The organism is Maridesulfovibrio salexigens DSM 2638 (genome assembly GCF_000023445.1).
GTDB classification, from domain to species: Bacteria; Desulfobacterota; Desulfovibrionia; order Desulfovibrionales; family Desulfovibrionaceae; genus Maridesulfovibrio; species Maridesulfovibrio salexigens.
Genome location: NC_012881.1, coordinates 2094422 through 2118918 on the forward strand (window position 1 = coordinate 2094422; position 24497 = coordinate 2118918).

General features: G+C 45.9%; 24 protein-coding genes. 13 read left to right on the plus strand and 11 right to left on the minus strand.

Going from position 1 to position 24497, the window contains the following annotated elements; genetic code table 11:
* Positions 1-154: 154 nt before the first annotated feature.
* Positions 155-1078 (minus strand): class II fructose-1,6-bisphosphate aldolase, encoded by a 924-nt coding sequence (gene fba, locus DESAL_RS09575; RefSeq protein ID WP_015851788.1) that lies wholly within the window; start codon positions 1076-1078, stop codon positions 155-157.
* Positions 1079-1272: 194 nt separating this feature from the next.
* Entirely contained in the window at positions 1273-2028 is a 756-nt protein-coding gene (surE, locus tag DESAL_RS09580) for a 5'/3'-nucleotidase SurE (protein WP_015851789.1), read from the minus strand.
* A 159-nt stretch (positions 2029-2187) separates the two neighbouring features.
* Between surE and DESAL_RS09585 the strand changes: the two genes are divergently transcribed.
* The 6 genes from DESAL_RS09585 to DESAL_RS09610 all read left to right on the plus strand — a co-directional run bounded on the left by DESAL_RS09585 (position 2188) and on the right by DESAL_RS09610 (position 8092).
* Positions 2188-3222, plus strand: coding sequence for a 3'-5' exoribonuclease YhaM family protein (locus tag DESAL_RS09585; RefSeq protein ID WP_015851790.1), 1035 nt, complete (start codon positions 2188-2190; stop codon positions 3220-3222).
* Positions 3198-3851 (plus strand): dTMP kinase, encoded by a 654-nt coding sequence (tmk, locus tag DESAL_RS09590; protein ID WP_015851791.1) that lies wholly within the window; start codon positions 3198-3200, stop codon positions 3849-3851. The genes DESAL_RS09585 and tmk overlap by 25 nt, the downstream gene beginning before the upstream one ends.
* A gap of 481 nt (positions 3852-4332) precedes the next feature.
* Positions 4333-5280 carry a hydrogenase small subunit gene (locus tag DESAL_RS09595; protein WP_015851792.1) on the plus strand — a complete coding sequence of 316 codons (948 nt, stop codon included), beginning with the start codon at positions 4333-4335 and terminating at the stop codon, positions 5278-5280.
* 57 nt (positions 5281-5337) lie between these two features.
* Positions 5338-7047, plus strand: coding sequence for a nickel-dependent hydrogenase large subunit (locus DESAL_RS09600; RefSeq protein WP_015851793.1), 1710 nt, complete (start codon positions 5338-5340; stop codon positions 7045-7047).
* Positions 7048-7321: 274 nt separating this feature from the next.
* Positions 7322-7813 carry a HyaD/HybD family hydrogenase maturation endopeptidase gene (locus DESAL_RS09605; protein WP_015851794.1) on the plus strand — a complete coding sequence of 164 codons (492 nt, stop codon included), beginning with the start codon at positions 7322-7324 and terminating at the stop codon, positions 7811-7813.
* A gap of 21 nt (positions 7814-7834) precedes the next feature.
* Complete coding sequence (locus tag DESAL_RS09610) at positions 7835-8092, plus strand: HypC/HybG/HupF family hydrogenase formation chaperone (protein ID WP_015851795.1); 258 nt, start codon at positions 7835-7837, stop codon at positions 8090-8092.
* A 73-nt stretch (positions 8093-8165) separates the two neighbouring features.
* On the opposite strand, the gene DESAL_RS09615 is transcribed toward DESAL_RS09610, so the two are convergent.
* The gene (locus DESAL_RS09615) at positions 8166-8723 is read right to left on the minus strand and encodes a lectin-like protein (RefSeq protein WP_015851796.1); all 558 of its coding nucleotides are present in this window, start codon (positions 8721-8723) and stop codon (positions 8166-8168) included.
* Positions 8724-8954: 231 nt separating this feature from the next.
* On the opposite strand from DESAL_RS09615, the gene DESAL_RS09620 reads away from it, so the two are divergent.
* Together DESAL_RS09620 and tsaA are read left to right on the plus strand one after the other, a co-directional pair.
* Entirely contained in the window at positions 8955-10061 is a 1107-nt protein-coding gene (locus tag DESAL_RS09620; RefSeq protein WP_015851797.1) for a M20/M25/M40 family metallo-hydrolase, read from the plus strand.
* Positions 10062-10136: 75 nt separating this feature from the next.
* Entirely contained in the window at positions 10137-10634 is a 498-nt protein-coding gene (tsaA, locus tag DESAL_RS09625; RefSeq protein WP_015851798.1) for a tRNA (N6-threonylcarbamoyladenosine(37)-N6)-methyltransferase TrmO, read from the plus strand.
* An 85-nt stretch (positions 10635-10719) separates the two neighbouring features.
* Here the strand turns inward: tsaA and DESAL_RS09630 are convergent, their stop codons facing one another.
* The 7 genes from DESAL_RS09630 to DESAL_RS09665 form a co-directional block, all read right to left on the minus strand.
* A complete protein-coding gene (locus tag DESAL_RS09630; protein ID WP_015851799.1) occupies positions 10720-11133 on the minus strand; it encodes a cytochrome c3 family protein in 414 nt (137 codons plus the stop codon).
* A 17-nt stretch (positions 11134-11150) separates the two neighbouring features.
* Positions 11151-11894 (minus strand): 4Fe-4S dicluster domain-containing protein, encoded by a 744-nt coding sequence (locus DESAL_RS09635; RefSeq protein WP_015851800.1) that lies wholly within the window; start codon positions 11892-11894, stop codon positions 11151-11153.
* Complete coding sequence (gene fdnG, locus DESAL_RS09640) at positions 11894-14953, minus strand: formate dehydrogenase-N subunit alpha (RefSeq protein ID WP_015851801.1); 3060 nt, start codon at positions 14951-14953, stop codon at positions 11894-11896. The genes DESAL_RS09635 and fdnG overlap by 1 nt, the downstream gene beginning before the upstream one ends.
* A 411-nt stretch (positions 14954-15364) precedes the next feature.
* A complete protein-coding gene (locus DESAL_RS09650; protein ID WP_015851802.1) occupies positions 15365-16201 on the minus strand; it encodes a class I SAM-dependent methyltransferase in 837 nt (278 codons plus the stop codon).
* A gap of 161 nt (positions 16202-16362) precedes the next feature.
* A complete protein-coding gene (locus tag DESAL_RS09655) occupies positions 16363-16947 on the minus strand; it encodes a BON domain-containing protein (RefSeq protein WP_245543806.1) in 585 nt (194 codons plus the stop codon).
* 123 nt (positions 16948-17070) lie between these two features.
* On the minus strand, positions 17071-18132 hold the full coding sequence (gcvT, locus tag DESAL_RS09660) for a glycine cleavage system aminomethyltransferase GcvT (protein WP_015851804.1): 1062 nt from the start codon (positions 18130-18132) through the stop codon (positions 17071-17073).
* Positions 18133-18192: 60 nt separating this feature from the next.
* Positions 18193-19935, minus strand: coding sequence for a hypothetical protein (locus DESAL_RS09665; protein ID WP_015851805.1), 1743 nt, complete (start codon positions 19933-19935; stop codon positions 18193-18195).
* A 370-nt stretch (positions 19936-20305) separates the two neighbouring features.
* Here DESAL_RS09665 and DESAL_RS09670 point away from each other — a divergent pair, with 370 nt between their 5' ends.
* From DESAL_RS09670 to DESAL_RS09685, 4 genes are read left to right on the plus strand one after another with little or no spacing between them, the layout of a single operon-like run.
* Positions 20306-20509: a DUF6485 family protein gene (locus DESAL_RS09670; protein ID WP_015851806.1), complete on the plus strand. Its 204-nt coding sequence runs from the start codon at positions 20306-20308 to the stop codon at positions 20507-20509.
* A 3-nt stretch (positions 20510-20512) separates the two neighbouring features.
* Entirely contained in the window at positions 20513-21538 is a 1026-nt protein-coding gene (locus DESAL_RS09675; protein ID WP_015851807.1) for a GAF domain-containing protein, read from the plus strand.
* 27 nt (positions 21539-21565) lie between these two features.
* Entirely contained in the window at positions 21566-22591 is a 1026-nt protein-coding gene (mreB, locus tag DESAL_RS09680) for a rod shape-determining protein (protein ID WP_015851808.1), read from the plus strand.
* Between the two features lie 3 nt (positions 22592-22594).
* Positions 22595-23368: an inositol monophosphatase family protein gene (locus tag DESAL_RS09685; RefSeq protein WP_015851809.1), complete on the plus strand. Its 774-nt coding sequence runs from the start codon at positions 22595-22597 to the stop codon at positions 23366-23368.
* A 2-nt stretch (positions 23369-23370) separates the two neighbouring features.
* Here the strand turns inward: DESAL_RS09685 and DESAL_RS09690 are convergent, their stop codons facing one another.
* Positions 23371-23886 (minus strand): NUDIX hydrolase, encoded by a 516-nt coding sequence (locus DESAL_RS09690; protein ID WP_015851810.1) that lies wholly within the window; start codon positions 23884-23886, stop codon positions 23371-23373.
* A gap of 59 nt (positions 23887-23945) precedes the next feature.
* Here DESAL_RS09690 and rimI point away from each other — a divergent pair, with 59 nt between their 5' ends.
* The gene (gene rimI, locus DESAL_RS09695) at positions 23946-24482 is read left to right on the plus strand and encodes a ribosomal protein S18-alanine N-acetyltransferase (RefSeq protein WP_245543807.1); all 537 of its coding nucleotides are present in this window, start codon (positions 23946-23948) and stop codon (positions 24480-24482) included.
* Positions 24483-24497: the final 15 nt, after the last annotated feature.

Below are 24497 nucleotides of genomic sequence, written 5' to 3' on the forward strand. Positions count from 1 at the left end.
ATTTCAGGGGCTTAAACACTCCTGAGCCGCGATTTTTCCCTGGTTGCGGCGTATTCAAGCCCTGAGACATTCTTCCCTTTGGCATCTGTAAAGATGCGGGTCCCTGGTTATATTATACAGGCCGTTAATTCCCTAAAATAACGGCCTGTAAAAATTATGCTTTATTGGAGCAGCCCAGCACATTGATAATCTTGTGGCGGACCATTTCCTTAACGGCCTCGCGGGATGCACCCAGATAACCCCTCGGATCAAATACGGTGGGGTTTTCGGCCATGAATTTACGGATAACACCGGTCATTGCAAGACGAATGTCGGTGTCGATATTGATTTTGCAGACTGCTTTGGAAGCTGCTTTGCGCAGGAGATCTTCGGGTACACCCTTAGCTCCGGCAATGTCGCCGCCGAATTCGTTCGCCATGGCAACAAATTCAGGAACAACGCTGGATGCGCCGTGCAGAACGATGGGGTAGTTGGGCAGCAGAGATGCGATTTTATCAAGACGGTCAAAATCAAGCTTTGCTTCACCTGTGAACTTGTATGCGCCGTGGCTGGTGCCGATGGCGATAGCGAGGGAGTCGCAGCCTGTGCGCTCAACAAATTCAACTGCTTCGTCAGGATCGGTGTAGATGGTTTTTTCGGAAACAACATCTTCTTCTACGCCGGCGAGACGTCCAAGTTCAGCTTCAACCCATACGCCTCTTTCGTGGGCATATTCAACAACCTTCTTGGTTTCAGCGATGTTTTCCTCAAAAGGAAGATGTGAGCCGTCGATCATTACGGATGTGAATCCGCCGTCGATTACTTCTTTGCAGATTTCAAAGTTTGCGCCGTGGTCGAGATGAAGCACTACCGGAAGGTCGGTATCCAGCAGTGCAGCTTCCATGAGTTTCATGATGTAGCCCAAACCGGCATATTTTTTAGCACCGGCGGAAACCTGAAGAATGAGGGGAGCGTTCTCCTCGCTACCCGCTTCCATGATTCCCTGAATGATCTCCATGTTGTTCACGTTGAACGCGCCAATGGCATAGCCGCCGGCATAGGCTCCCTCGAACATTTCCTTGGGCGAAACTAGTGGCATGTAATCCTCCTTAGTGGATAACTATACTTAAATGATGAAGCGGCATTTTTCCTGAAATTTTTATCTGGCAGACAGTATATCGTGTCAGCCATACTTCCCTTATTCAGTTGCAGTTGCCGCAAATTGGTTCCAAATACACTCTATATATCCTATCAAGAAACAAAATGTCCATATACTCTTTAAAAAGTTATGAACTATATACCGAAGCTTTGCTCCAGAGTTGCAATTGCTTCCCGATCGGTGAAATCAAAATGTAGTGGTGTCATGGTAATGTGGCCCTTGGTCAGCAGATCCCTGTCTGTGCCAGGGCTTATCTTTTCCTTGGGCATAACACCGTTCAGCCAGTAATATTTGTGTCCGCGCGGGTCTTCGCGTGCTTCATACCAGTCCTGCCATGAAACACGTGTATGGCGGCAGATTTTAAGCTCTTCGGCGTCCTTTACCGGAACTGCCGGAAAATTAAGATTAACAACGGTTTTATCGCCAAGACTGTCCCAGGGAATTTTTTTGAGCAATTCTGCGCAGTAATCTCCCTGATCGGTGAGTTCTTCCGGTTTGAAGCTGTCGTAAGAGACTGCCATAGCCGGATAACCCATCAGCGCACCTTCGGTTGCAGCGGATACTGTTCCTGAGTATAGAATATCAACGCCGACGTTCGCACCGCTGTTGATCCCGGAAACCACGATGTCCGGTTTTGTCTCCAGCAGGGTGGTCAGTCCGAGCTTGACGCAATCTACCGGAGTCCCGTAAACACCCAGCCCGGTAAAACCATCTTCTTCAAACTTCTTGACTCGAAGGGGTGAAGAGAGCGATACGGCGTGTCCCACTGCGGATTGTTCCGCAACAGGGGCGACCACCTGGACATTCATTCCGGCCCTTTTCAAGCCGTGATAGAGCGCGCGAAGGCCCACAGCCTGTATGCCGTCATCGTTGGTCAGTAGTATATTCATCAGTTTTCTCCGGTGGACATTTCAAAAATAATTGGACAGTCTTCCCGTGGGTTGACTATGAATACAAATTCCGGGCAGTTATATAAAAACGCCGTTGACAAGTTTAAAAATATCGTTGCCTGTTGGCGAGGTATCAAAGCAATTCAGGAATAGCAAGAAGTGTCACAAAAATATACATATATTAAAGATCTTATAAACGGGGAGAGAGTCAAGGATATCTTTCTCATCGGCGATGCCCAGCTGCGTGAATCAAGGAACGGTCCGTTCTGGAATTTGCGTTTGCAGGATAATTCCGGAGCGGTTGAAGCGAAAATATGGAGCCCGTTAAGTCAATCTTTTCCGACACTTGAAGCTGGTATGTTTGTTGTCGCCGGTGGAATGGTCGGATCATTCAGAGATAAGCCGCAGTTAACTGTGGAAGTCCTTGATATTCTGAATCCTGAATATGCAGGCCTGGACATCACCGATTTTCTTCCTTCGAGTAAAGATAAGCCCGAAGACATGATGCAGGAACTGGACTATCTCATTGCAGAGCACATGGTTCATATTCCTTGGAAGAAGTTCTGCCGCAGAGTACTTAAGGATCAAACTGTACATGACCGCCTTTTGACCGCCACCGGTGCAAAGGCCGTTCATCATGCTTATGTCGGCGGCCTGTTGGAGCATACATTGGCTGTGGCTAAGCTGTGCATGTCCATTTGTGACAATTATCCTGAGGTTGATCGTCAGGTGGTTCTGGCTGCAGCTATTTTTCATGATTTGGGCAAGGCATGGGAGCTTTCCGGCGGACTGACCAACGATTATACAGATGAAGGGCGTCTGCTGGGGCATATTCATATCGGTGTTGAAATCCTTGAACCTTTTTTACATAAATCCAAGGACCTTGATCCAAAGTTAAAGCTTCACTTGAAGCATTTGATTCTTTCGCATCATGGTGAATATGAATACGGTGCCCCAAAGCGTCCAAAGACACCGGAAGCATTTATTTTACATTTTGCTGATAACATTGACGCAAAAATGAATACAATTTTCGCAGAATTAGGTAAATTGGAAGGCTCAGAAAGCAACTGGACTCCGTATCAACGGTTTCTGGACAGATATTTGTACAAGGCGGAAAAATCTCCTGACAATCCGTCGAGCAAGTGTGAACTCAAAAAATCGGAGGCTCAATGTTCATTACCTTTGAAGGCATAGAAGGGACTGGGAAAACCACCCAGATCAAGAAGCTTACAGCGTTTCTCGAAGAGTCCGGACATAATGTTGATGTTACGCTTGAACCCGGCGGGAGCCGGATAGGTAAAGAGTTGCGTAAGATCCTGCTCAATATGGACAGCACCGATATTACAGGTGAATGTGAGCTTTTTCTTTATCTGGCGGACCGTGCCCAGCATGTAGGACAGGTCATAAAACCTGCGGTCGAAGCCGGAAAAATTATCATTTCAGATCGTTTTGCAGATTCTACTATTGTTTATCAGGGGTATGGGCGCGGACTTGATCCGAAGTTGCTGCGCGAACTCAATGATGTAGCAGTTTCCGGGAACTGGCCAGATCTGACTATTCTTCTGGATATTGATCCGGAGATTGGTTTGAAACGGGCTATGACTCGCAATCTTCAGGAAAACAAGATGCAGGAAGAAGGGCGGTTTGAAGCTGAGTCCCTTGAATTTCATAACCGTGTTCGTGAAGGGTATTTAACTTGGGCAGCACTTAACAATGATAGGATAGTTGTTGTTAATGCTGATCAGACTCCTGATGAAATTTTTAAAGAAATTAAAGCGAAAGTTGTCGAAAGGATAAAAGGAGATTTCGTTACCAACGGTTAGTCTTCGGTTTTTATATGCTTTTTACTAAGCGCGACCCCTTTGGGTTGCGCTTTTTTTGTACCGTGTTATTTTTTGTGATAGTGTGCGAATTATATATATGTTATTCTGGGATTAAGGATTTAGTTTTTCAGATTAACTAAATGCAACATAATGTTTGTTTGATGCATAATAATGTGAAATTGATGTTATTTAGTGCGATTTTTATCTATGAGCGACCAAAAAAAGCATCAAAAACAATAATTTTTCATTTGGGGTTGACGCTCTCATAGTTAAATGGTTTAAGAGTAATTAGAATTTTCAATACATTAGCTTTTGTATGAGAGCTGATATCAAAGTGAGACTGATATCTTAAGTTGAAGCTAATGAATAAAATTTAGTGTGCATTGCGGCCTTTAGGCAGGAACGTTTCCAGTCTTGAATTGAAGACTGCAATGCTTAGGGGGTAAACCCTACTATCTTTAATTAGAGGATGGAGGTTTTTATGAAATTCTCTGTGGGACTCGGAAAAGATGGAGCGGAAGAACGCCTTGAGCAGAATGGCGTCTCCCGCCGCGATTTCATGAAGTTCTGCGCAACAACCGCCGCTGTTATGGGAATGGGACCTGCTTTTGCGCCAACTGTAGCGGAAGCCCTGACTCAGAAAAAGCGTCCTTCTGTTGTCTATCTGCACGCAGCCGAATGTACTGGCTGTTCAGAAGCTGTTCTTCGTACTGTTTCTCCTTATATTGATGCTCTTATTCTCGACACTATTTCTCTCGACTACCATGAGACTATCATGGCAGCCGCAGGTCATGCCGCGGAAGAAGCACTGCATGAAGCCGTACATTCTCCTGAAGGTTTTATCTGTGTTGTTGAAGGTGGTATTCCCACTATCGAAGGCGGAGCATGGGGTAAAGTGGGTGGTAAAACAATGCTTGAAATCGTGCAGGAAATTGTACCTCAAGCAAAAGCAACCATCTGTATCGGTACCTGCGCCTGCTATGGCGGTGTACAGGCTGCTGCACCCAACCCGTCTCAAGCCAAGGGCGTATCCGAAGCTCTCGGCGGCGTAACTACCGTAAACCTGCCCGGTTGCCCGACCAACCCGTTTAACTTCGTGGGTACTGTTGTTCATTATCTGACCAAGGGAATCCCCGAACTTGACGATGTTGGTCGTCCGAGCCTCTTCTACGGTGAGTCCGTGCATGACAACTGTCCGAGACTCAAACATTTTGACAATGATGAATTTGCACCTTCCTTCTCATCTGAAGAAGCTAAAAAAGGCTACTGCCTCTATGAGCTCGGATGTAAGGGACCGGACACCTACAACAACTGTCCGAAAGTCAAGTTTAATCAGACCAACTGGCCTATTGAGGCCGGTCACCCCTGCATCGGTTGCAGTGAGCCCGATTTCTGGGATGAAATGAGCCCCTTCTACGAGCAGGGCTAGTGCTGTCAACTACATAGAAGTTTAAAGCTAACTTTCTATTCTTTTGGAGGATTGTATATGTCTGGTTGCAAGGCTAAATCGGGCCCCGCTGTAATGGCGACCCCTTATGATAAAAAATACACCGGTCCGGTGATTGTCGACCCGCTTACCAGAATTGAGGGTCACCTCAAGATCGAAGTAGAGGTCGAAAACGGTAAAGTAAGTAACGTATGGAGTAGCTCTCAGCTCTTCCGCGGTCTGGAAATTATTCTTAAAGGCCGTGATCCCCGCGATGCTCAGCATTTTACCCAGCGTTCCTGTGGTGTATGTACTTATACCCACGCTCTGGCTTCCACCCGCTGCGTAGATAACGCTGTTGGCGTTGATAAGAACCTGCCTGAAAACGCACGTCTTATCCGTAACCTCGTACTGGGTGCCCAGTACCTGCATGACCACATCGTGCATTTCTATCATTTGCATGCCCTTGACTGGGTTGATGTTGTAAGTGCGCTTCAGGCTGATCCTGTTAAGGCTGCTAAGATTGCAAACAGCCAGTCAACCCGCGTGACTAAGGCTGAAGATCTGAAAGCAGTTCAGGAAAAACTGAAGAAGTTTGTTGATTCCGGCCAGCTCGGTATCTTTACCAATGCTTACTTCCTCGGTGGGCATGATGCCTACTATTTGCGTCCTGAAGAAAACCTCATCGCTACTGCTCATTATCTTGAAGGTCTGCACCTTCAGGTTAAAGCTGCACGCGCAATGGCTGTCTTCGGTGCAAAGAACCCGCACACCCAGTTTACTATCGTTGGCGGTGTAACCTGCTACGATTCCTTGACTCCTAAACGTATTCAGGAATTCAAGGATCTTTATAATGAAACTATGGCATTTGTTAACGAATGCTACATTCCCGACCTGCTGATGGTCGCATCTTACTACAAAGATTGGGCCGGAATCGGTGGTACCACCAACTTCCTGACTTTCGGTGAATTCCCCGATGTAGAAGCTGACATTAACAGCCGCTTCCTCGAGCAGGGCGTAATTATGAACCGTGACCTCAGCAATGTCATGGATTTCAACCCTGATTCCATCAAGGAAGACATCAGCCACAGCTGGTATGACGGTGACTCTTCCCTCCATCCGTATGACGGTGAAACCGAACCTAAGTACACCAACTATGAAGACCGTGACCGTTACTCCTGGATGAAAGCTCCCCGTTACAAAGGCGAATCCATGGAAGTTGGTCCGCTGGCACAGATGCTGGTATCCTACGCCCGCGGCAACAAGGATGTTGTTCCTGTTGTTAACCATGTTCTCTCCACCCTCGGTGTTGGACCTGAAGCTCTGTTCTCCACTCTCGGTAGAACCGCTGCCCGAGGTATTGAAACCGTTGTTGCCGGTACTAAGATGGTTGAATGGGTTAACAACCTTGAAGACAACGTTGCTTCCGGCAACACTGATCTCGCGGTTGAGTGGGAAATGCCTGATGAAGCTGAAGGTGTCGGATTTGTTGGCGCACCTCGCGGTGGTCTGTCTCACTGGATCAAGATCAAGGGCGGCAAGATCGAAAACTTCCAGCTCGTTGTACCTTCTACCTGGAACCTCGGTCCCCGTTGTAACCAGAACAAGATGTCCGCAGTTGAAGAAGCACTCATGGGAACACCGATTGCTGATCCCAAGCGTCCTGTTGAAATCCTGCGTACCGTTCACTCCTATGACCCCTGTATCGCCTGCGGCGTACACGTCATCGATGCTCATACCAACGAAGTTCACAAGTTCAAGATTCTCTAGTTGGTTCAAGCTTCAAGGAAATATTACGGGAGCCCGCATTGCGGGTTCCCGTTTTTTGATTTTTATACGTAATATTTTGATTTTTTTATTGAATTCTCATTCCAAAATAAGCTACAGAAATCTATAGGGATGGAATAGAAATGGACTGCAAAGAATTTTTAAAAGATCAGTAGCGAAGCCCGCTAAAAGGTTTTGAAAAGGGGAGCCCAGAGGGGAAAAGCTTTTGCAAAAGTTTTTCCCCTCAGGCCCTCGGAGAGCCGCCGGAGGCATCTGAATGACAGAAGAGAAAAAGATTTTAGTTCTTGGTGTGGGAAACATACTTTTTACTGATGAAGGTATCGGAGTAAAAGTTGTTAATGAACTGATGAGCCAGTACTCATTTTCAGACAACGTTGAAGTCATGGACGGCGGTACACTTGGAACCAAGTTGATGGGCCCTATGATGGAATGCGATTTTCTGATCGTAGTGGATGCGGTGCTGGGCAATGACGAGCCCGGTTCGGTTTACCGCTTGACAGGAGAGGATTTGCGTAGGAGTCTGGCTTTTAAGGATTCAATGCATCAGACAGACCTGCTCGATACAATGGTCCTGTGCGAGTTGTGTGACAGACGTCCTGAATGCGTGGTTATCGGTGTGGAGCCGAAGGATTATCAGACCATGCATGATGAGGTTTCTGATGTAACGCTGGAGCGTCTTCCTTTCATGATGGAAAAGGTGCTTGAGGAAGTTTCTGCAGCCGGCGGCAGTTATGAAAAGATGGCCTAGTGCCGATAAGGGGTGTTTTCCATGTGTTTAGCTATTCCTGTTCAAATTAAGTCCATTGAAGATCAAGTCGCAAAATGTAAGGTAGGCGAGGGTGAGACATACCTCGATGCTTCACTTATGCTTTTGGCTGATGAAGTTGAAATTGGCGACTACCTTATTGTTCATGCCGGATTTGCATTACGCAAACTCGATCCCAAGGAAGCGGAAGAAACCCTTAAAATTTTACGTGATATGGTTGAATTGACCGAAGCTGAAAGAAATAAAGCTTGTAACGCTTAACAGCTAGTTCTTTTCAAGAAAAAATCCCGGCAACCTGTGAGGCTGCCGGGATTTTTTAATTGTTGATTAATTATTAAGCAAATTTCTTTTTGATGCCGAAAAGTCCGACTAAAGCAGCTCCGAGAAGCCAGATTGCACCCGGAATAGGAGTGGGTGCAGAGGGCTTTTCCATTACGTAGCCATTGATCATGGATGCAACCGCAGCGCCTTCATCGTTCCATTGGTAGTTGAATCTTTGATCTGCACTCAAATGGAATTCGTCAATTCGTGAGTTATTCGGCTCTGCACTATACCAGTCGGTATAATCCCATTCTTCACCAGTTACCCAATGCCAGTTAGAAGTAGGGTTTTGCCTATCTTCATCTCCGGTCTGGTATGCACCAAGCCAGTAAGCTTTATCATTACCTTGAAAAACTGTATTTTTTAGAAAATTGTTTTCTTCTGCTGAAGTGATTGTAACCAGATGGCCGCCTGCTGCTTCTGCTGCAAGTTTGGCTTCGTTCCAATTTATGCCAGCGGATTGGATTATTGTGTATTCTGAATTGCCAAAAGAGAAGGTTGAGGCAATAACAGGCTTGCTACTTAATAAGAACGTAGCACAAAGAATGCATAATACATTAAAATACTTCATATTTGGCCCCCCGACCTGACTCATTAAATTTATACTAATACAGGATGTTATGTGCAAAGTGGGTTTCATGCAAGTATAACTTTTAAGCACAAGCTGTTTTAAATGCTGCAAAGTAAAAAATAACTTATATGGCAATATATTATGCAGTTCGTTTTTTTAAAAAATACTCCTGTTCAAGTGAATGCTTCGGTGTTAACTATTTTTCAAATTTAAGTCATTTTTGGAGATATTATGATAAATCAAGAACGAATTCTTGAATTGTTTTTTGAGCTTGTGCGTATTGACAGTCCTTCTCTTCAAGAGAAAGAAGTAGCCGCTTATCTGCGTGAAAAAATGGAGAAAAGAGGCTTTAAAGTAAGCGAAGACAGAGCTGGTGAGTTGAGTGGTGGTAATACCGGTAACCTCATCGTACATGTCCCGGCAACCGGAGAAGGTGAGCCGATCGCTTTTTCAGCTCACATGGACTGCGTGCAGCCCTGCATTGGTGTTGAGCCTATTATTGACGGTGATGTGGTCCGCAGTGCCGGGGAAACTGTTCTTGGTGGTGACGACAAGGCCGGAATAGCAATGGCTATCGAAGCACTCAACCATTTGGAAGAAGAATCTATTCCTCATCCTGATATTTATTTTGTTTTTTCCATTTGCGAAGAATCCGGCATGCACGGCGCAAAGAATCTGGATACAGATTTGCTCCCTGCTAAAGACATAGTCATTCTTGATTCAAGTGGAGATGTAGGCACTATTGTTGTTGCTGCACCTGCCAAGGCTGGAATTAATATTACTTTCACCGGTAAATCCGCTCATGCCGGAATTGCACCGGAAGAGGGGATCAGTGCTATTCAACTTGCGTCTGAAGCTGTTTCAAATATGAACCTGCTGCGCATTGATGAAAGCACCACTGCGAACCTCGGTCGTATTGAGGGTGGTAGCGCAACCAATATTGTAGCCGAGTCTGTAACCTTGACCGCTGAAGCCCGTTCTTTGCATGATAATTCTCTCAAGAAGCAGCTTGAGCACATGGAAGCATGCTGTGCTGCAGCTGTTGAGAAGGTTGGCGGAGAATATAAGTTTGACTACGAGATTTCGTATCCTGCTCTTAAGGTTGCTGCCGATAGCAAGGTGCTGGCTCGGGTTGAAGAAGCTTGTAAGAATATCGGAGCCATTCCCAAAAGAGTTCCTACTGGTGGCGGAAGTGACGCTAACATCCTTTACGGTAAAGGCTTTAATGCTGTTACCTTGGGAATAGGCATGAGCAAAGTGCACACCACAGAAGAGTTTATCAAGATCGATAGTCTGACCGGATGTGCTGAACTGGTGGCTGAAATCATGAAAAGCTAGTTAAATTGTTCTTCTCTGAAGTTAAAGTAGTACTTTAACTTCAGAGAAGTTGTTTACTTGATTTTGGAGGATAAAATGGCTTTACCCGAAAAAGATGCCATAATATTTCACCCCATCGGCCTTATTCGTTCTCCTTTTGAATCACTTGAAGGTATGCCCATCCAGCCTTCAGGAGCAAAAGATGTTGAGGGAACAATTGAACTGCACGGAGCCTTGGAAGAAGGCTTGCAGGATCTCGAAGGATTCTCTCACATAATTTTGCTATATCATTTTCATAAAAATGATGGATATAAGCTGAAGCTGACACCTTTCATGGATACTGAAGAGAGGGGACTGTTTTCCACCCGTGCCCCGCGCAGACCGAATATGATTGGAATGTCCACCGTGGAATTGATTCGTATTGAGGGCAATATCCTTCACATTAAAGGGGTTGATGTTCTTGATGGAACTCCGCTGATTGATATCAAGCCTTATGTGAAAAAATTTGATGCTGTTCCTGCCGACCGCTTCGGCTGGCTGGAAAGCAATGCGGATAAATCCGAGACCTTAAAGTCTGACGAACGGTTCGTATAAAGACTCTTTGTCGTGAAAAGTAAAAGCCCCCGCCTTTCGGCGGGGGCTTTTTTGTGAGGAATAGACTGTATTTCTGATTAGGTTGTTACTTGATTCCTTCAGGGTGACATGCGGAGTTGATACATCCGGTCATTTCCTTGTCATTGCCAAATTCCTTGACGTGACATCCCAGACAGGAGGGGCGCTTTGCATTGTTGCGCTTGTAGTGCATGGCTTTAAAGTAGGACTTGTAGCCCTTGGTCGGCATTGCCGAGTAATTGTCATGACATGTGGCACAACTGGTCGGCTCGCCGGACTTTTTAATATTATGATGGCAGTCAATGCACTCGTAGTTTTCATGGCTGGAGTGGTTGAATACTACACCGATACCTTTATCAGGTTTGATGAAGTTGATAACAAGGTCATCGTCCGGTGCGGTCCATTCTTCTTTTGCCCCCGCGCCGATGGCTACGAAGACAATTCCCATGCAGCACAGGCATGCGATCAATAATTTTTTCATCTTATTTCTCCTGCCTGCTAGGCTTTATTTTTAAGAGCGGTGAGGAATCCGCGTCTTGATGTTTTAGAAGGACTTACCCCGGCCATCAGAGTCTTGCGTTGATCAGCAGAAGCTACAACATTTTCATAGTAGCTTTCCGGCTTGGTCTCACAGAGATAAATTACGCGAACATCATCAGGATCGGCGAGATAAGCGTTGGGATTGGTCTTTTTGACCTCCGCAAGCCTTTCTTTTGCCATCTTAAGCATATCCGCACGGTCGCCAAAGTTCATGGTTCCGGTGGGACAGCTTTGTACGCAGGCAGGCAGCATACCCATTTCCACACGGTCAAGACACATGTCACACTTGGACCAGAGTCCGGTTTTCTTGTCCTGACGGGGAACATTGTATGGGCAGAGTTCCCAGCTTTCCAGTTTACCTTTGCGGATAACAGCCTTGTCGGTCATTACCACTGCGCCGGTTTTTTCGTCTTGTACCACAGAGCCCGGGGTGTACATGTTTGCAATGTACTTACATGGAGGCTCAATGCAGTGACGGCACTGTTCCGGGAAGAACAGCCAGCGGAATTTACCGTCTTCGTCACGGGCTTCACTGAAGCGTACCAGACGGATGGTTTTTGAAGAAAGATCCTGCGGGTTCTGATGAGAACCAACGTTGCGGGTGTGTTCCGCAGGGAGATCCTTCCACTGCTTGCAGGCAACCTGACAACCACGGCAGGCGGTACAAAGGGTGAGGTCTACAAAGAAGCTTTTACCGGACATTAGTTATCACCCTCCTTCCACTTACGGATGTTGACCATGAAGGCCTTATATTCGGGGATACCGGTGTTCGGGTCACCCACGTTGGGGGTTACGATGTTTGCAGAATCACCGCCGTTAATGGGGGTTACCCAGCCGTAATGCCAGGGCATACCAACCATGTGAACGTCAGTACCGTTGATGTTGTAGGGCTGGATACGCTCGGTAACCATGGCAATGGCCCAGAGTGATCCACGTACACTTTCAACAGTGACCTTTTCTCCGTTTTCAATGCCGCGCAGCTTGGCAAGTTCGGGGCTGATTTCCACGAACATTTGCGGTTCAGCTTCTACCAGCCAGTCCTGCCAACGGGTCATGGAACCGGTCTGCCAGTGTTCGGTGATACGATAGGTAGTACCAACGAAGGGGAAGCGCGGATCGCATACAGCCTTTTCCTCACCCTTGATCTGAACAGCCGTGGGGTTGTGCAGGGTTTTGGAGAAAGGATGTGTTTTAACCGGACATTCCAGCGGCTCATAATATTCAGGCAGGGGACCGTCTGCGCGGCCGGGGCCGAAGAGTTGTCCGAAGCCGTTCTTACGCATGATGAACGGATGTTTTGTTCCGGGTTTCCAGCCGCCATCAGGTACGTCACCGATCCATTTGGAACCGTTCCACTTGATAACTGCTTTCTTGGGTGCCCAAGGTTGTCCCTTTTCATCAACAGAAGCTCTGTTGTAGAGAATGCGGCGGTTTACAGGCCAGCACCATGTCCAGTTGGGGAAGAGTCCGATATTGGCCTGTTCCTTGGTCTGAGTTGAATCATGGCGCATGGATTTGTTTTCCGTATCAGATACGGAGTTACAGTACAGCCAGTTACCGGAGGTAGTGGAACCGTCTGCCTGCAAATAAGCGAAGCTGGGGACCTGCTGTCCTTTTTTGAACTTCTTGCCCTTTATTTCAACATCGCGAGTGAACCAGCCGTTACAGAGTTTGGCGGTCTTACGTGCACTGAACTCCATATGGCCGTGATCATTCTCTTCACACATGTTTTCGAAGCTGAGGTGGGTGATAGGTTCAGGGTATGCACCACCTTCTTTTTCGTACAGAGCTTTGAGTTCTTCCCAGATTTCGTGGAAGTAGTGACCGTCAGTCATGACGTCATCGAAAGGTTCGGGACCTTTGTAACGCCACTGCATCCAACGACCGGAGTTGGAGACAGAACCTTCTTTCTCAATTGCGGAAGCACAAGGAATGAAGAAGGTTTCAGTCTTGATTTTCTTGGGATCCATGTCGGGACCTTTCCAGAAGTCGCTTGTTTCGCACTGGAAGAGGTTGACGTTGACCATCCAGTCCAATTTGCCGAGAGCCTTACGGGTCTTGACGGAGTCGGAGCTGGAGCAGGCCGGGTTCATACCCCAGATCAGACCGCCGCTGAATTTTCCTTCATACATGCGATCGATGAGCGGAATCCATGAATAAACGCTGGCCTTATGGTTATCAAGGCGCGGCAGGTACTGGTAACCCTGCTCCGGGGTATCCTCGGAGTACATGGCCTTGATCAGGCTGGCCGAGTACTTGGGATAATGCTGCCACCAGTTGGCGGATTCGGGGTCGTTGCTCTTGGGGGTGTAAGTATTGTTGTACTGCTCAAGGGTGTCCTGACCAGCCAGCGGAGTTTTCAGGTAGCCGGGGAGAATGTGGTAGAGCAGGGCGTAGTCAGTGGAGCCCTGTACGTTACATTCGCCGCGCAGTGCGTTAACACCACCGCCAGCAATACCGATGTTACCGAGCATAAGCTGGATCATAGCCATTGCACGGATGTTCTGTACACCTACAGTGTGCTGGGTCCAACCCATGGCGTACATGATGGTACCGGCTTTGTCTTTTTTGCCGGTGGCAGTATAAGTGCTGTAGAGCAGCTTAAGGTCTTTCTTGGATACACCGGAGATGGAGGATACTTTTTCCGGAGTATAACGGGCATAGTGTTTTTTCAGGATCTGGAAAACACAATTGGGATCCTGCAGGGATTTGTCCTGCTTGGGAATGCCCTTGTCGTCCAACTCAAAAGCCCATTTGGATTTGTCGTAGGAATTGGTCTTGGAATCAAAGCCGGAGAACAGGCCGTCCTTGAAATCAAAGTCCTTGCCCACGATGAAAGAAGCGTTGGTGTAATCAACCATATACTTATGGAAGTAACGCTTATTCTTAATGATGTAATTGATCATCCCGCCGAGTACTGCGATATCAGTACCGGAACGCAAGGGGATATATGCATCCGAGCGAGCGGAAGTACGAGTAAAGCGCGGGTCCACATGGATGATCTTGGCACCGCGTTTTTGTGCTTTTACAGCCCATTTAAAGGAAATGGGATGGTTTTCGGCAGCGTTACTGCCCATTATCAAAATGCAATCACTGTTCTGAAGGTCATTCCAGTGGTTGGTCATCGCGCCGCGTCCGAACGACTCTACCAGAGCCGCAACAGTTGCGCTGTGTCAGATACGCGCCTGGTGCTCAACATAGACCAGGCCGAGTGAACGCATGAAGCTGTGCATGGCATAACATTCTTCGTTATCCAGCGCAGCGGAACCGAGAGAGGCGATACCCATGGTACGGTTAACCACCTGTCCCTTTGCATTTTTCTTTTCAAAACTTTCGTCGCGAGATTTCTTGATCAACCGTGCGATGCGTTTTTTACAGAAATCCCAGTCCTTTTCTTCCCATTCTCCGCTGAAAGGAGCGCGGTACAGGAATTTACCGGGGCGCTTCGGGTTTTCGGTCATCTGAATAGATGCCGCGCCCTTAGCACAGAGAGCGCCTTCGTTAATGGGGTGGTCGGGGTTACCTTCCACGTTTACCGCGCGTTTGGTCTCAAGGTCGGTATTAACCAGAAGTCCGCAACCCACGGAACAGAACGCACAGACGGAAGTCGTCTGCTGGGTCCATTTGGGACTGAGCTGTTTTGCCCGTTCCTCGGCTGTATTGGCGAAAGCTTTGCCAAGCCCGCCGAACGCCGGAACAGCGGCAATCCCCGCAGCTGCAGCAGTCGTCAGCTTTACAAAATCTCTACGATTAATGTTCATCATCGCTCCTGAAATTTGAGGGTGTTCCAATCATCTGTGTAAGAACCTATCCGTCAACGGGAAAGATGAAAAAAAAAATTAGCTTGTAATGTGAATGACACAACTTAATATGTGTGCTTTTTGATACAATAAGTTGTTCTCTAGGTATTGGTCTGAATTATAAGGAATAATTAAAATATTAATGAGTTGATTAGAGCCAGGGGGAATTTAATTCAGCACTATTTGCGTAATAAACACAGTCTCAGTGCTGTTTATCGTAACACATTGAAATAAAGATGTTTTGTAGAGATGAATGGTGGGGATAATTAGCTTTCAGAAGAGTATTGTTACTAAGCAGACATAATTGCGCGAAATTAAGAAGAAAAGCTGGTCATTTTAAATATTTAAAATGACCAGCTTTAATATATTCAACTACTTACGAATGATGACAGCAAATTCATTGCTCTCATTTTGGTACTTAGAACCAGCTACATTACCCCGCAATTCAACTCCGCTGAATCCAGCGGTAGCAATTTCAGCCTCTAAATCAGCCGGCGAGAAGTATTGCAACCAATTATAGATTATGCGGGTGAGTGATGGTTGAATAATAATGTATTTATCCAGCATCACTTTTTCCTGTTCATATTTAAATGTATTCAGGAATCCGTAATAATGCTCTTTAGCCCAGAACCCATCCATCAAGTTGGGTTCAAAGACGCGTTTCTCAGAAACCATGCTGAAGGCATTCAGTGAATAAACATCCAGCAATATTGAACCGTCCGGTTTAAGCAGGGCATAGAATTTACGCAGCATGGTTTGCCGCTGTTCAGGATTGAGGGCGCAGAAGTCGCACATGATCATTGTGATGAGATCAAAACGATCATTCGTACTGTAATCCAGATAATTTGTATTTACATAGTTGATTTCGAGCTTGCTGTTTTGGGCGACTTCATTGGCATAAGCAAGAGAATTACTGGAGAAATCAATTCCGGTTACATCTGCTCCGGCTTTAGCAAAAGCCGTTGTGTACAGACCGGGACCGCACCCGAAATCAGCAACTTTTTTGCTTTCTGCCAATCCAAAATGATCAATTATCCATTCTGATGATTCAGCAATAAATGCAGCGTTCCGGGAAGCCGCGTCAATATCGGGATGTAAATGGTAATTCAGCATCTGTTTCGCAATGTGTTCATCGGTCCAGAGATCAGATGCAGTATAGAATTCAAAAGGCAGGGGACGTGAGTTTATATACATAAGTTCTTTAAACATAACAAAACCTTAATATCCTTCAGTAGAATATTATTTGAAAATGTTGCTCAGCTGCTCGAAGTACGGCAGGGCAACGCAAGAGCCAAAAGGTCTTTATATGATTAAAGTCTGTGCATAATGAGGAGCATTTATCCTGAGAAATTGAGAATGTCCACTCTTAATTAGTCTCCAAATAAATTTCTTATGGGCCGAAATCTCTTTTTAATTTTTTTCTGCTGCTGAGGTTCTTGGAGGAAATTTATGATTTTGGTCGTTCCGGCTATTTCCTGAAGCGATTTAGTAACAGATTCTTGCTCTTGCGGGGCTAGGACTCCCAATATGATGACATTGTTTTGTACCACTTTGACAGCAACTTTAGATGATGGATATTTGGGATCAATGAATCCTTTCAATTTAATTTCCAGCTCTGATGAAGTGTTATTCTCTGTAATTTTCTTTTGCGGCAGAAAATAGCTAAGCCCGTAAAGCCCGGATATTTCCTTAGTGCTATTTATCAAAGTGTCCCGTTCAGCATCATTCTCGACTTCTCCTACAAGAAAAGCGTGGGCTGAATATACATAGCTTGAAATATTGGCCAGACTTGCAGGGCAATTGAGAAGTATTGTTTTATGTAATTGCATTTGAAGACGGCTGTCTTGGGCTTGTGTGATATATGGCCGTTCATCTTTCACCGCTTTGAATATCCTGCCGTATGGGACAAAACCGGCTTCTGCGCTAAGCCCAATTAAGCAAGGCGTTACCAGCATTACGGAGACCAAAAGATATTTAATGACGTTGTGCATAGCAAGGTTGTAATGTGCCTTTAGCCAAAAAGAAACCCCGCCACTCTGATAAAGTGGCGGGGTTTGATTGATTATGGAAAGCAGAATCTAATCAAGCTTTTTACGTGCGGTGCCTTCTTTATAGAAGGGAAGTTCAGCCTTTTTAGCTTCAAGCTCTTTGCGCGCAGTCTTGATGATGAAATTATCAGCTTCAGCAGCGTCTGCAGCAACATAAGCCAAAGCGATGGAGTAGCCGAGAGTAGGGGAGAATGAGCCGCTGGTCACTTTACCTACTTCTTTACCATCCAGCATGACAATATCATCGTGACGAGCAGAACGGCGACCTTCGATTGTCAGAGGAATAAGGAGTTCCGTTACATCGGTGTAGGCATCTGCGGGAAGCAGGAATCCGTAGCCGCCTTCGCGGGGATTGTGCTCGGTATCAAGATCCTGACCGTAGAGGGGGTAGCCGCACTCAAGGCGAAGGGTATCACGTGCACCCAGTCCGATGGGTTCAACCCTTTCATCGGCAACCAGTTTTTCCCACAGGGAAAGAGCCTTATCTGCAGGCAGGTAGAATTCGTAGCCCAGTTCGCCGGTATAACCGGTACGGCTGATGATCAGCTTGTAGCCGTCAAATTCAGTTTCTTCGAAGTTGAAGTACTTAAGGTGCTTGAAATCACGTCCGAAAACAGATTCAAGAACGTCCAGAGCAAGGGGGCCCTGCAGATCAATCTTGGCAGTTTCATAGGAAATATTTTCAAAGTTCAGGCCTTCAGGAAGTCTGGAATCAATCCAGTTAAAATCGCCTTCCTCACATGCGCCATTGACCACCAGCATGTAGGAATCTTCAGCAAGGCAATAGATGATCAGGTCATCAAGAACGCCGCCTTTATCGTTAGGCAGGAAACCGTAACGGCATTTGCCCGGTGCAAGAGTATCCAGATTCTGGGAAACCAACTTGTTCAGCCCGTCTTTTGCTCCTTTGCCGCTGAGCTTGAATTCACCCATGTGACTGATATCAAACACGCCGACCTTTTCACGGGTCTGCTTATGTTCAGCAATAATACCGGCATACTGGACAGGCATTTCGAATCCGGCAAAAGGTACAAGTTTTGCTCCGTTTTCACGGTGCCACTCAGTTAAGGGGGTTGTGCGCAGTGCTGTCAATTTTTTACTCCGTATAAATTGAAAGCACCCGAATAAATCAAGGTGCTTTCAAAGTTAAATTTAAACCAATCCGCTAACGGACCCTTCCTCGTAGAGGGAGCGGCTCTTACGGATCGACCTGAATTCATCAAGTACCATAACAATACGACCGTAATATTTTTTAACATCAAGGCCATAAGGTGTAAGGTCTTCTTCCGGACAGGAAATATATTTACGTATCAAATATGAATCATTAAGAACTCTATCGCCGATTTTCAAAGCTGTTTCAACGAGCTTGTCAAAGTAGTTGACGATTTCAAATTTAAGTTCATTCATGATTTCATGCATTGTTTGCAGCATCTCAAGGTAGCTGATTTTTTTACCCCGATACTTTCTTTCTCTGAGGTCTTCAAGGACTTTAAGTTTACGGGCCTGTTGAATGTAGCTGTATTTGGACCAGACCTCCTGATAAAGGTCGGTCAGTTCGTTAAACGGCTCATAGTTATCCGGGGCCAGCAGGTAGCTGTCCAGAACTTTTACTACGCCGGAATAGAATTCATCGGAATATCCAATGATCCTGCGCTGATGTTTGGAAAGCCAAGCAAAAAGGAACTTCAGCCGCCGTTCATGAGTCTCTGTATCTTGAATCAGCTCATTTCGCTTGTAAACGATGCTTCCTGTGTATTCACCTCGTACAATATCGTTGAGCAGGATGGTCATACTGGACGCATCCTTGATCACGTTGAAGTGGGAGGCACACTCCCCGGTGATGGGATGAATTACCTGCTGTTCGTAAACAGAAAGAGCACGGTCTTCACGAACGTTTTCGGGGTTGAATTTATGCTGCCGGTATTTAACCTTCAGAATTACAACCCTTTTTTTCTCATCTACAAAGAATCCGCCTTTTTTGAGTTCGGCAATGGTGTCCTTGTTGTCCTTGCTGACCTGTACTAAAGCAATTTTTTCCACTCGCGGGTAATGCTTGGCCTTTGCATGCGAAAAAAGAGAAGTGATAGTACGGTCGGATTGCCCCAGAACGCGGACCATGAACTTTTCTCCCATCCGGTGCAGGCGGCGGGCAAAAAGGGCAGAAGAGGTGCGGCGTTCCGAAACAATGGGAAATCCGTGCAACTCCATAAGGAAAGTGTAAACAAATAAACGATTGTATTCGTAGAGCAGGTTGTCACCCGGCTTGAATTTACCGATTCTGATGCCGAACCGTTTTAGTTCGTTATCGAGATCGGACGGGAATGAGCCGAATACTCCGGCGAGATAAAACTTACCGGTATTATCCTGAGCCATAACCTGGGCTCTTTCGATTTCAAGCAGATGCGGAAGAATTCTATCGTAATTTTCAATGGCAGAGATATCAATATTGCCGAATTCGCTGAGAAATTCTTTATGGGAACGTTTGGGCAGCCTGCTTTCAAAAGTTTCGATGTTCGCTTTAAGAATTGACTCAAAAAGCGGACATGCAGCTTCCGTTGTAGAATCATCCAAAAGTCGTGGACTGTGCAGGATATCGAACTGGAAAATTTCCTGAAAAAAATTCAGGGGACGTTCAAGGGCGACCATGCTGAAACCGGGAAGTTTCTTATATTCGTACAGGTCTACCTCAAAAGAGGGCAGCAACTCGCGGTCGTCAACCAGAGGATATTGGTTGCGGTTTTCAAAGTAAGGACGGAGCAGGCAATTCTTAATGTGGACATGGTCAAGATGCAGCCGTAACCCATCCAAAGACCTCATATCGTAAATATCCTGAGGATTTACGGTGTCCGTGTCACAGGCTTCCCCTGTATATTTGGAAAAGGCTTCCTGCCACATATTAAAACCCTGCATGTTGCTGTAGGATTAAAATGGACATGTCTTTTGGTGTGTTCATCCAGACAATGTCAATTTATATTAATGTATGAGTAGCCCGAACAGCAACTAATTACAACTGAAATTATCTAGAAAAATTGTAGAATTTAATTTTTCTTTAAAACTGATGCTTTTTTTTGGTTAACACCAATTTTTGAGGTGAAAAAACGGTCGTAGTAGCAAATTCAAACTTTTTGGAGGTGTTTAAAAAGGACTGTTATTAAAACGGGTATCTGTTGACCGGGAAGGCTCTTTCAAATAAGAATGATACGGATTTGATTATATCATATGATATCTGTCTTTTCTAACGATCATAATTTAAGGATGAAAATATATGAGTTTAGACGGTTGCTCCATTGAAAAAAACAAAATTGACTGTCCCTGCACCTACAGCGGTTGTCCCAGAGCCGGTGCCTGCTGCGAATGCATTAAATATCACCGCGCCAAAGATCAGCTTCCGGCCTGCTACTTTACACCGGAGCAGGAAAAAACATATAACCGGAGCATTGAATATTTCATCGAGTGCAGGACAAAATAGAGCATGCCTAGAAACGAAATCTTAATTAATATCCTCAGCATCGTCTGTAATGTTTTTGAGGCGCATAGCGTTGTCCTGTTTCTTCCGGACGGTCAGCATGGCTATTCTCTTTCCACCTATTTCAGCCTTGGCGATGATATTTCCCCCAAGGGAACTCCTTTGCAGAAGAAGAGTCTGGCCGGGATTGTGATCGGCAAGAATGAGCCTCTTTTTATCAATAATATGGACCGCAAAGGTGCCACTACTATTGGGTATTACGAGAAGCGCGAAGATTCCAAAGTTAAAGCCTTCATGGGTACACCGCTGGAGCAGTCTCTCGGGGCCATATGTCTTGACAGCAAGCGGACCTATTCATTCAGTACCAAGGACCTGAAAATTCTTTCCCAGTTCGGTAAGATGATTACTTCCATGCTTTCCTGCATCCGTTCTGTGGACGCAGATGGAAGAAAGAATGAATATTTCATGACTCTTAAGCTGCTGCACGATTTACGTAAAAGACAGCCTAAATGGAATTCATTTTTAGATAATTTGCTGAATATGACCGCTGGAACAAGTGGGTTTTCTCACTCATTCCTTACTGTTATTGATCAGAGAGGGACTTCTTTTTACATGGAAGGTGAAAACAAGCCTATCCTGCATAAAGGAGATTCGAAATCTATGGCTTTTCCCCTCGGTAGCGGTCTAGTGGGTTGGGTTTATAAAAATAATGAACCTATTTTCATTGAAGAAAATAATCCCGGACAGGCAGCCTCAAGTCTTCTCGGAGCCAGTGCAAGCACCGTTGATTTCATGAGTATTATCTGTCTTCCCCTTGTTTTTCAGCGCAAGACCCGGGGAGTTCTTGTGCTTGCTAATGAACAACCGAAGCGAATTGACGAGGACTTGAAGGATTTCCTGTTTATGGTATCTGAGTATCTTAATCAGTTTCTTGAAAACCTCTTTCTGAAAAGCAAGCTTGCGGAAGCGCGCACTGCCTTGCAGAAAGTAACCCCCTCCAAAACCAATCCGGTTTTGATCAACGACAATTAACCGCTTCATGCACGAGGCCTGATTTATATGTTGTGGGCTAAAATAATGAGTTTTTTCGGCAAGGATCTTGCCATGGACCTTGGTACGGCAAATACGCTGCTTTACACCCCGAAGGATGGAATTATCCTTAATGAGCCGTCTGTCGTTGCCCTTGATGCCCGGGATGAGTCTGTCATCGCCGTGGGTAAAGAAGCCAAGGAATATCTTGGTCGTACTCCTGATAAAATTAAAGCAATCCGTCCTATGAAAGACGGGGTTATTGCTGATTTTGAAGTAACCAAGAAGATGATCGCTTTCTTTATTAAAAAAGCGATCAAAGGCCGTAATCTGGTTAAGCCTAAGATCATTATTTGCGTGCCCACCGGAATCACACAGGTTGAAAAAAGGGCGGTTATCGAATCCGGTCAGCAGGCCGGAGCGCGCGAAGTGCGGCTCATCGAAGAACCAATGGCCGCGGCTATCGGTGCCGGGCTTAACATTCACGAACCGGAAGGTAATATGGTTGTTGATATCGGCGGCGGTACTACCGAAGTTGCTGTTATCACCCTTTCTTCCGTGGCTCACAGCCAGTCCGTACGAGTAGCCGGTGACGAGATGAACCTTGCCATCATGCGTTACATGCAGGATGAATTTAAGTTGTTGGTAGGTGAAAATACTGCGGAAAGAGCCAAAATTCAGATCGGCTCCGCAATTGAACTGCCTGAACCGCTCACCATGACTGTTTCCGGGCGGAACCTGTTGGACGGTAAACCCAAGTCCATCGAAATCAATGATGCTCAAATCAGAGAAGCGATTGCTGACCCTGTTGCCGCGATTGTCCATTCTGTAAGGGTTGCTCTTGAAAGCACACAGGCTGAACTTGTGGCTGACATCGCTGATAACGGTTTGCTGCTTGCCGGTGGTGGAGCTCTTCTTAAGGGGCTGGACAGGTTGATAAGCCGCGAAAGTTCGCTCAAAGTAATTATTGATGATGATCCGCTGACCACCGTTGTACGTGGAACAGGCTTAAGTCTCCAGAAAGATAAAGGCTTTGAAAAAGTTTATATTAATTAAAATATGCAATCACTACTTGAAAAAGCTACTGCGGCTGTCCTTGAGGCCGGTGAAATAATCAAGGAAAGTTACAATAAACCTAAGAAAATAAAGCACAAAGGCCGCATTGATCTCGTAACTGAGACTGATCTGGCGGTTGAAGAATTTCTTAAAGCAAAACTTGCAGAAATATTGCCGGGATCGTCTTTTCTTGCCGAAGAAACTTCTGGTAATGCTGAGCTGGTTGACCGTACATGGATCATTGATCCTCTGGACGGGACAACCAACTTTGCCCACGGATTGCCTATGGTTGCTACTTCCGTTGCTCTTTGGAAGGATGATCAGGTGGTGCTCGGCATAGTCAATCTGCCCATATTAAATGAAGTATTTACTGCGGTACGTGGTGGCGGGTCTTTTATGAACGGTGAACCGATTCATGTTTCGGATTGCGGTTCCCTTGAAGAGTCTCTGATTGCAACCGGTTTCCCTTACGCCATTGAAGAGCATGTTGATTTCATAACCGAGGCCTTGAGTAGGGTGCTGGTTAATACACAGGGTGTTCGCCGTCCCGGTGCGGCTGCTTTTGATCTCGCTTACACATCCTGCGGAAGGTATGAGGGGTACTATGAGAACTCCCTCAAGCCTTGGGATATGGCTGCCGGATGGTTGTTGGTGGAGGAAGCCGGAGGACGTGTCACTGAATACGGGCTTGGTAAATTCAATTTGTATTCACCAATGATTCTGGCCACCAACTCTCACATTCATGAACAGCTAGATGGGCTGATTCAGCCTAAATAAGCTTATTTGAATTTGAAGAGCAGATTCCGGTCATTAAGGAAGACAAGAGATGGCACCAGCAGTTCGCGATATTCACGAATCAACCAGTCCAGTTCACTTTCAGAATAAAAATAGCCGGAATCAGCGTCTTCTGTCATTAACTCCGGAGCTGTGTTCAGTTTATCCAATACGAAAAGTGAAATGAATTCATAGCCGGTTTCGGATGAAGCTTCGATATCTTCGATCAACTTCAGGCTGGAACTGCGAATTCGAAGTGTGTTTTCAAGTTCACGCAATGCCGCTTTTTCATTAGATTCACCGGTATAAACGTGTCCGCTTACGGAAACATCCCAACGGCCAGCATACAGTTTTTGTTGCGGGCTTCTTTTTTGAAGAAAAAGTTTTCCTTCATTGTCATAGACAAGTATAATCACCGAGCGATGCCGTAATGACTGACGGTGGACTTCATTGATATCCATACTTGTTAAAGGACGGTTGTTCTGGTCGACAACTTCAATCTGAACGGGGTTTTTTTTCACTTTTAAACAAATTCTTTTCGTTTTTGAACACAGACGTTCTTTCAATTCATGGAAATTGCGTGTATGAGGTTCATATTGACTTAGTTTGTGAACTCACACTTTCCACCCATGCACAGGTAGATAACCTATTTATGAAAAGCGCGGAAGTCATCTCTGGTATTCAAAAAATTTTCGATCTCGGTCCGGAACATCTCAGCCAGCTCAGGGCTCTTGAGTCTCTGTGTTTCGAATACTACTGGACCGAAGAACAGTTCCGTCTGGGACTGGAAAAAAAAGCATTCTTTGTGCTCGGATACGAGGAGCAGGGGATGCTGGTGGGGTATCTGGCCTATTCAGTTGTGCTGGATGAAATGGAAGTTCTCAATTTGGGAGTCCACCCTGAGTTCAGAAGAAAGGGAATTGGCAGGGCACTGATGCTGGATCTTATGCAAAGGTGCCGGGAGATGAATGTGAAAAGAGGGCTTCTGGATGTTAAGGAATCCAATGCTCCTGCCATTGGGCTGTATGAAAGCCTCGGGTTTGTTCAGGTAGGAGTCAGGAAGAATTACTATCCGGATACAAGGGAAGACGCCCTCCTGTATGACTTGGATTTTTAGTCAGTAAACTCAAAC

Excerpts from the sequence above, each read along its gene's own strand:
- fba (WP_015851788.1), bottom strand. The coding sequence starts at position 1,078 with ATGCCACTAGTTTCGCCCAAGGAAATGTTCGAGGGAGCCTATGCCGGC.
- surE (WP_015851789.1), bottom strand. The coding sequence starts at position 2,028 with ATGAATATACTACTGACCAACGATGACGGCATACAGGCTGTGGGCCTT.
- tmk (WP_015851791.1), top strand. The coding sequence starts at position 3,198 with ATGTTCATTACCTTTGAAGGCATAGAAGGGACTGGGAAAACCACCCAG.
- DESAL_RS09595 (WP_015851792.1), top strand. The coding sequence starts at position 4,333 with ATGAAATTCTCTGTGGGACTCGGAAAAGATGGAGCGGAAGAACGCCTT.
- DESAL_RS09600 (WP_015851793.1), top strand. The coding sequence starts at position 5,338 with ATGTCTGGTTGCAAGGCTAAATCGGGCCCCGCTGTAATGGCGACCCCT.
- DESAL_RS09605 (WP_015851794.1), top strand. The coding sequence starts at position 7,322 with ATGACAGAAGAGAAAAAGATTTTAGTTCTTGGTGTGGGAAACATACTT.
- DESAL_RS09610 (WP_015851795.1), top strand. The coding sequence starts at position 7,835 with ATGTGTTTAGCTATTCCTGTTCAAATTAAGTCCATTGAAGATCAAGTC.
- DESAL_RS09615 (WP_015851796.1), bottom strand. The coding sequence starts at position 8,723 with ATGAAGTATTTTAATGTATTATGCATTCTTTGTGCTACGTTCTTATTA.
- DESAL_RS09620 (WP_015851797.1), top strand. The coding sequence starts at position 8,955 with ATGATAAATCAAGAACGAATTCTTGAATTGTTTTTTGAGCTTGTGCGT.
- tsaA (WP_015851798.1), top strand. The coding sequence starts at position 10,137 with ATGGCTTTACCCGAAAAAGATGCCATAATATTTCACCCCATCGGCCTT.
- DESAL_RS09630 (WP_015851799.1), bottom strand. The coding sequence starts at position 11,133 with ATGAAAAAATTATTGATCGCATGCCTGTGCTGCATGGGAATTGTCTTC.
- DESAL_RS09635 (WP_015851800.1), bottom strand. The coding sequence starts at position 11,894 with ATGTCCGGTAAAAGCTTCTTTGTAGACCTCACCCTTTGTACCGCCTGC.
- DESAL_RS09650 (WP_015851802.1), bottom strand. The coding sequence starts at position 16,201 with ATGTTTAAAGAACTTATGTATATAAACTCACGTCCCCTGCCTTTTGAA.
- DESAL_RS09655 (WP_245543806.1), bottom strand. The coding sequence starts at position 16,947 with ATGCTGGTAACGCCTTGCTTAATTGGGCTTAGCGCAGAAGCCGGTTTT.
- DESAL_RS09665 (WP_015851805.1), bottom strand. The coding sequence starts at position 19,935 with ATGTGGCAGGAAGCCTTTTCCAAATATACAGGGGAAGCCTGTGACACG.
- DESAL_RS09670 (WP_015851806.1), top strand. The coding sequence starts at position 20,306 with ATGAGTTTAGACGGTTGCTCCATTGAAAAAAACAAAATTGACTGTCCC.
- DESAL_RS09675 (WP_015851807.1), top strand. The coding sequence starts at position 20,513 with ATGCCTAGAAACGAAATCTTAATTAATATCCTCAGCATCGTCTGTAAT.
- mreB (WP_015851808.1), top strand. The coding sequence starts at position 21,566 with ATGTTGTGGGCTAAAATAATGAGTTTTTTCGGCAAGGATCTTGCCATG.
- DESAL_RS09685 (WP_015851809.1), top strand. The coding sequence starts at position 22,595 with ATGCAATCACTACTTGAAAAAGCTACTGCGGCTGTCCTTGAGGCCGGT.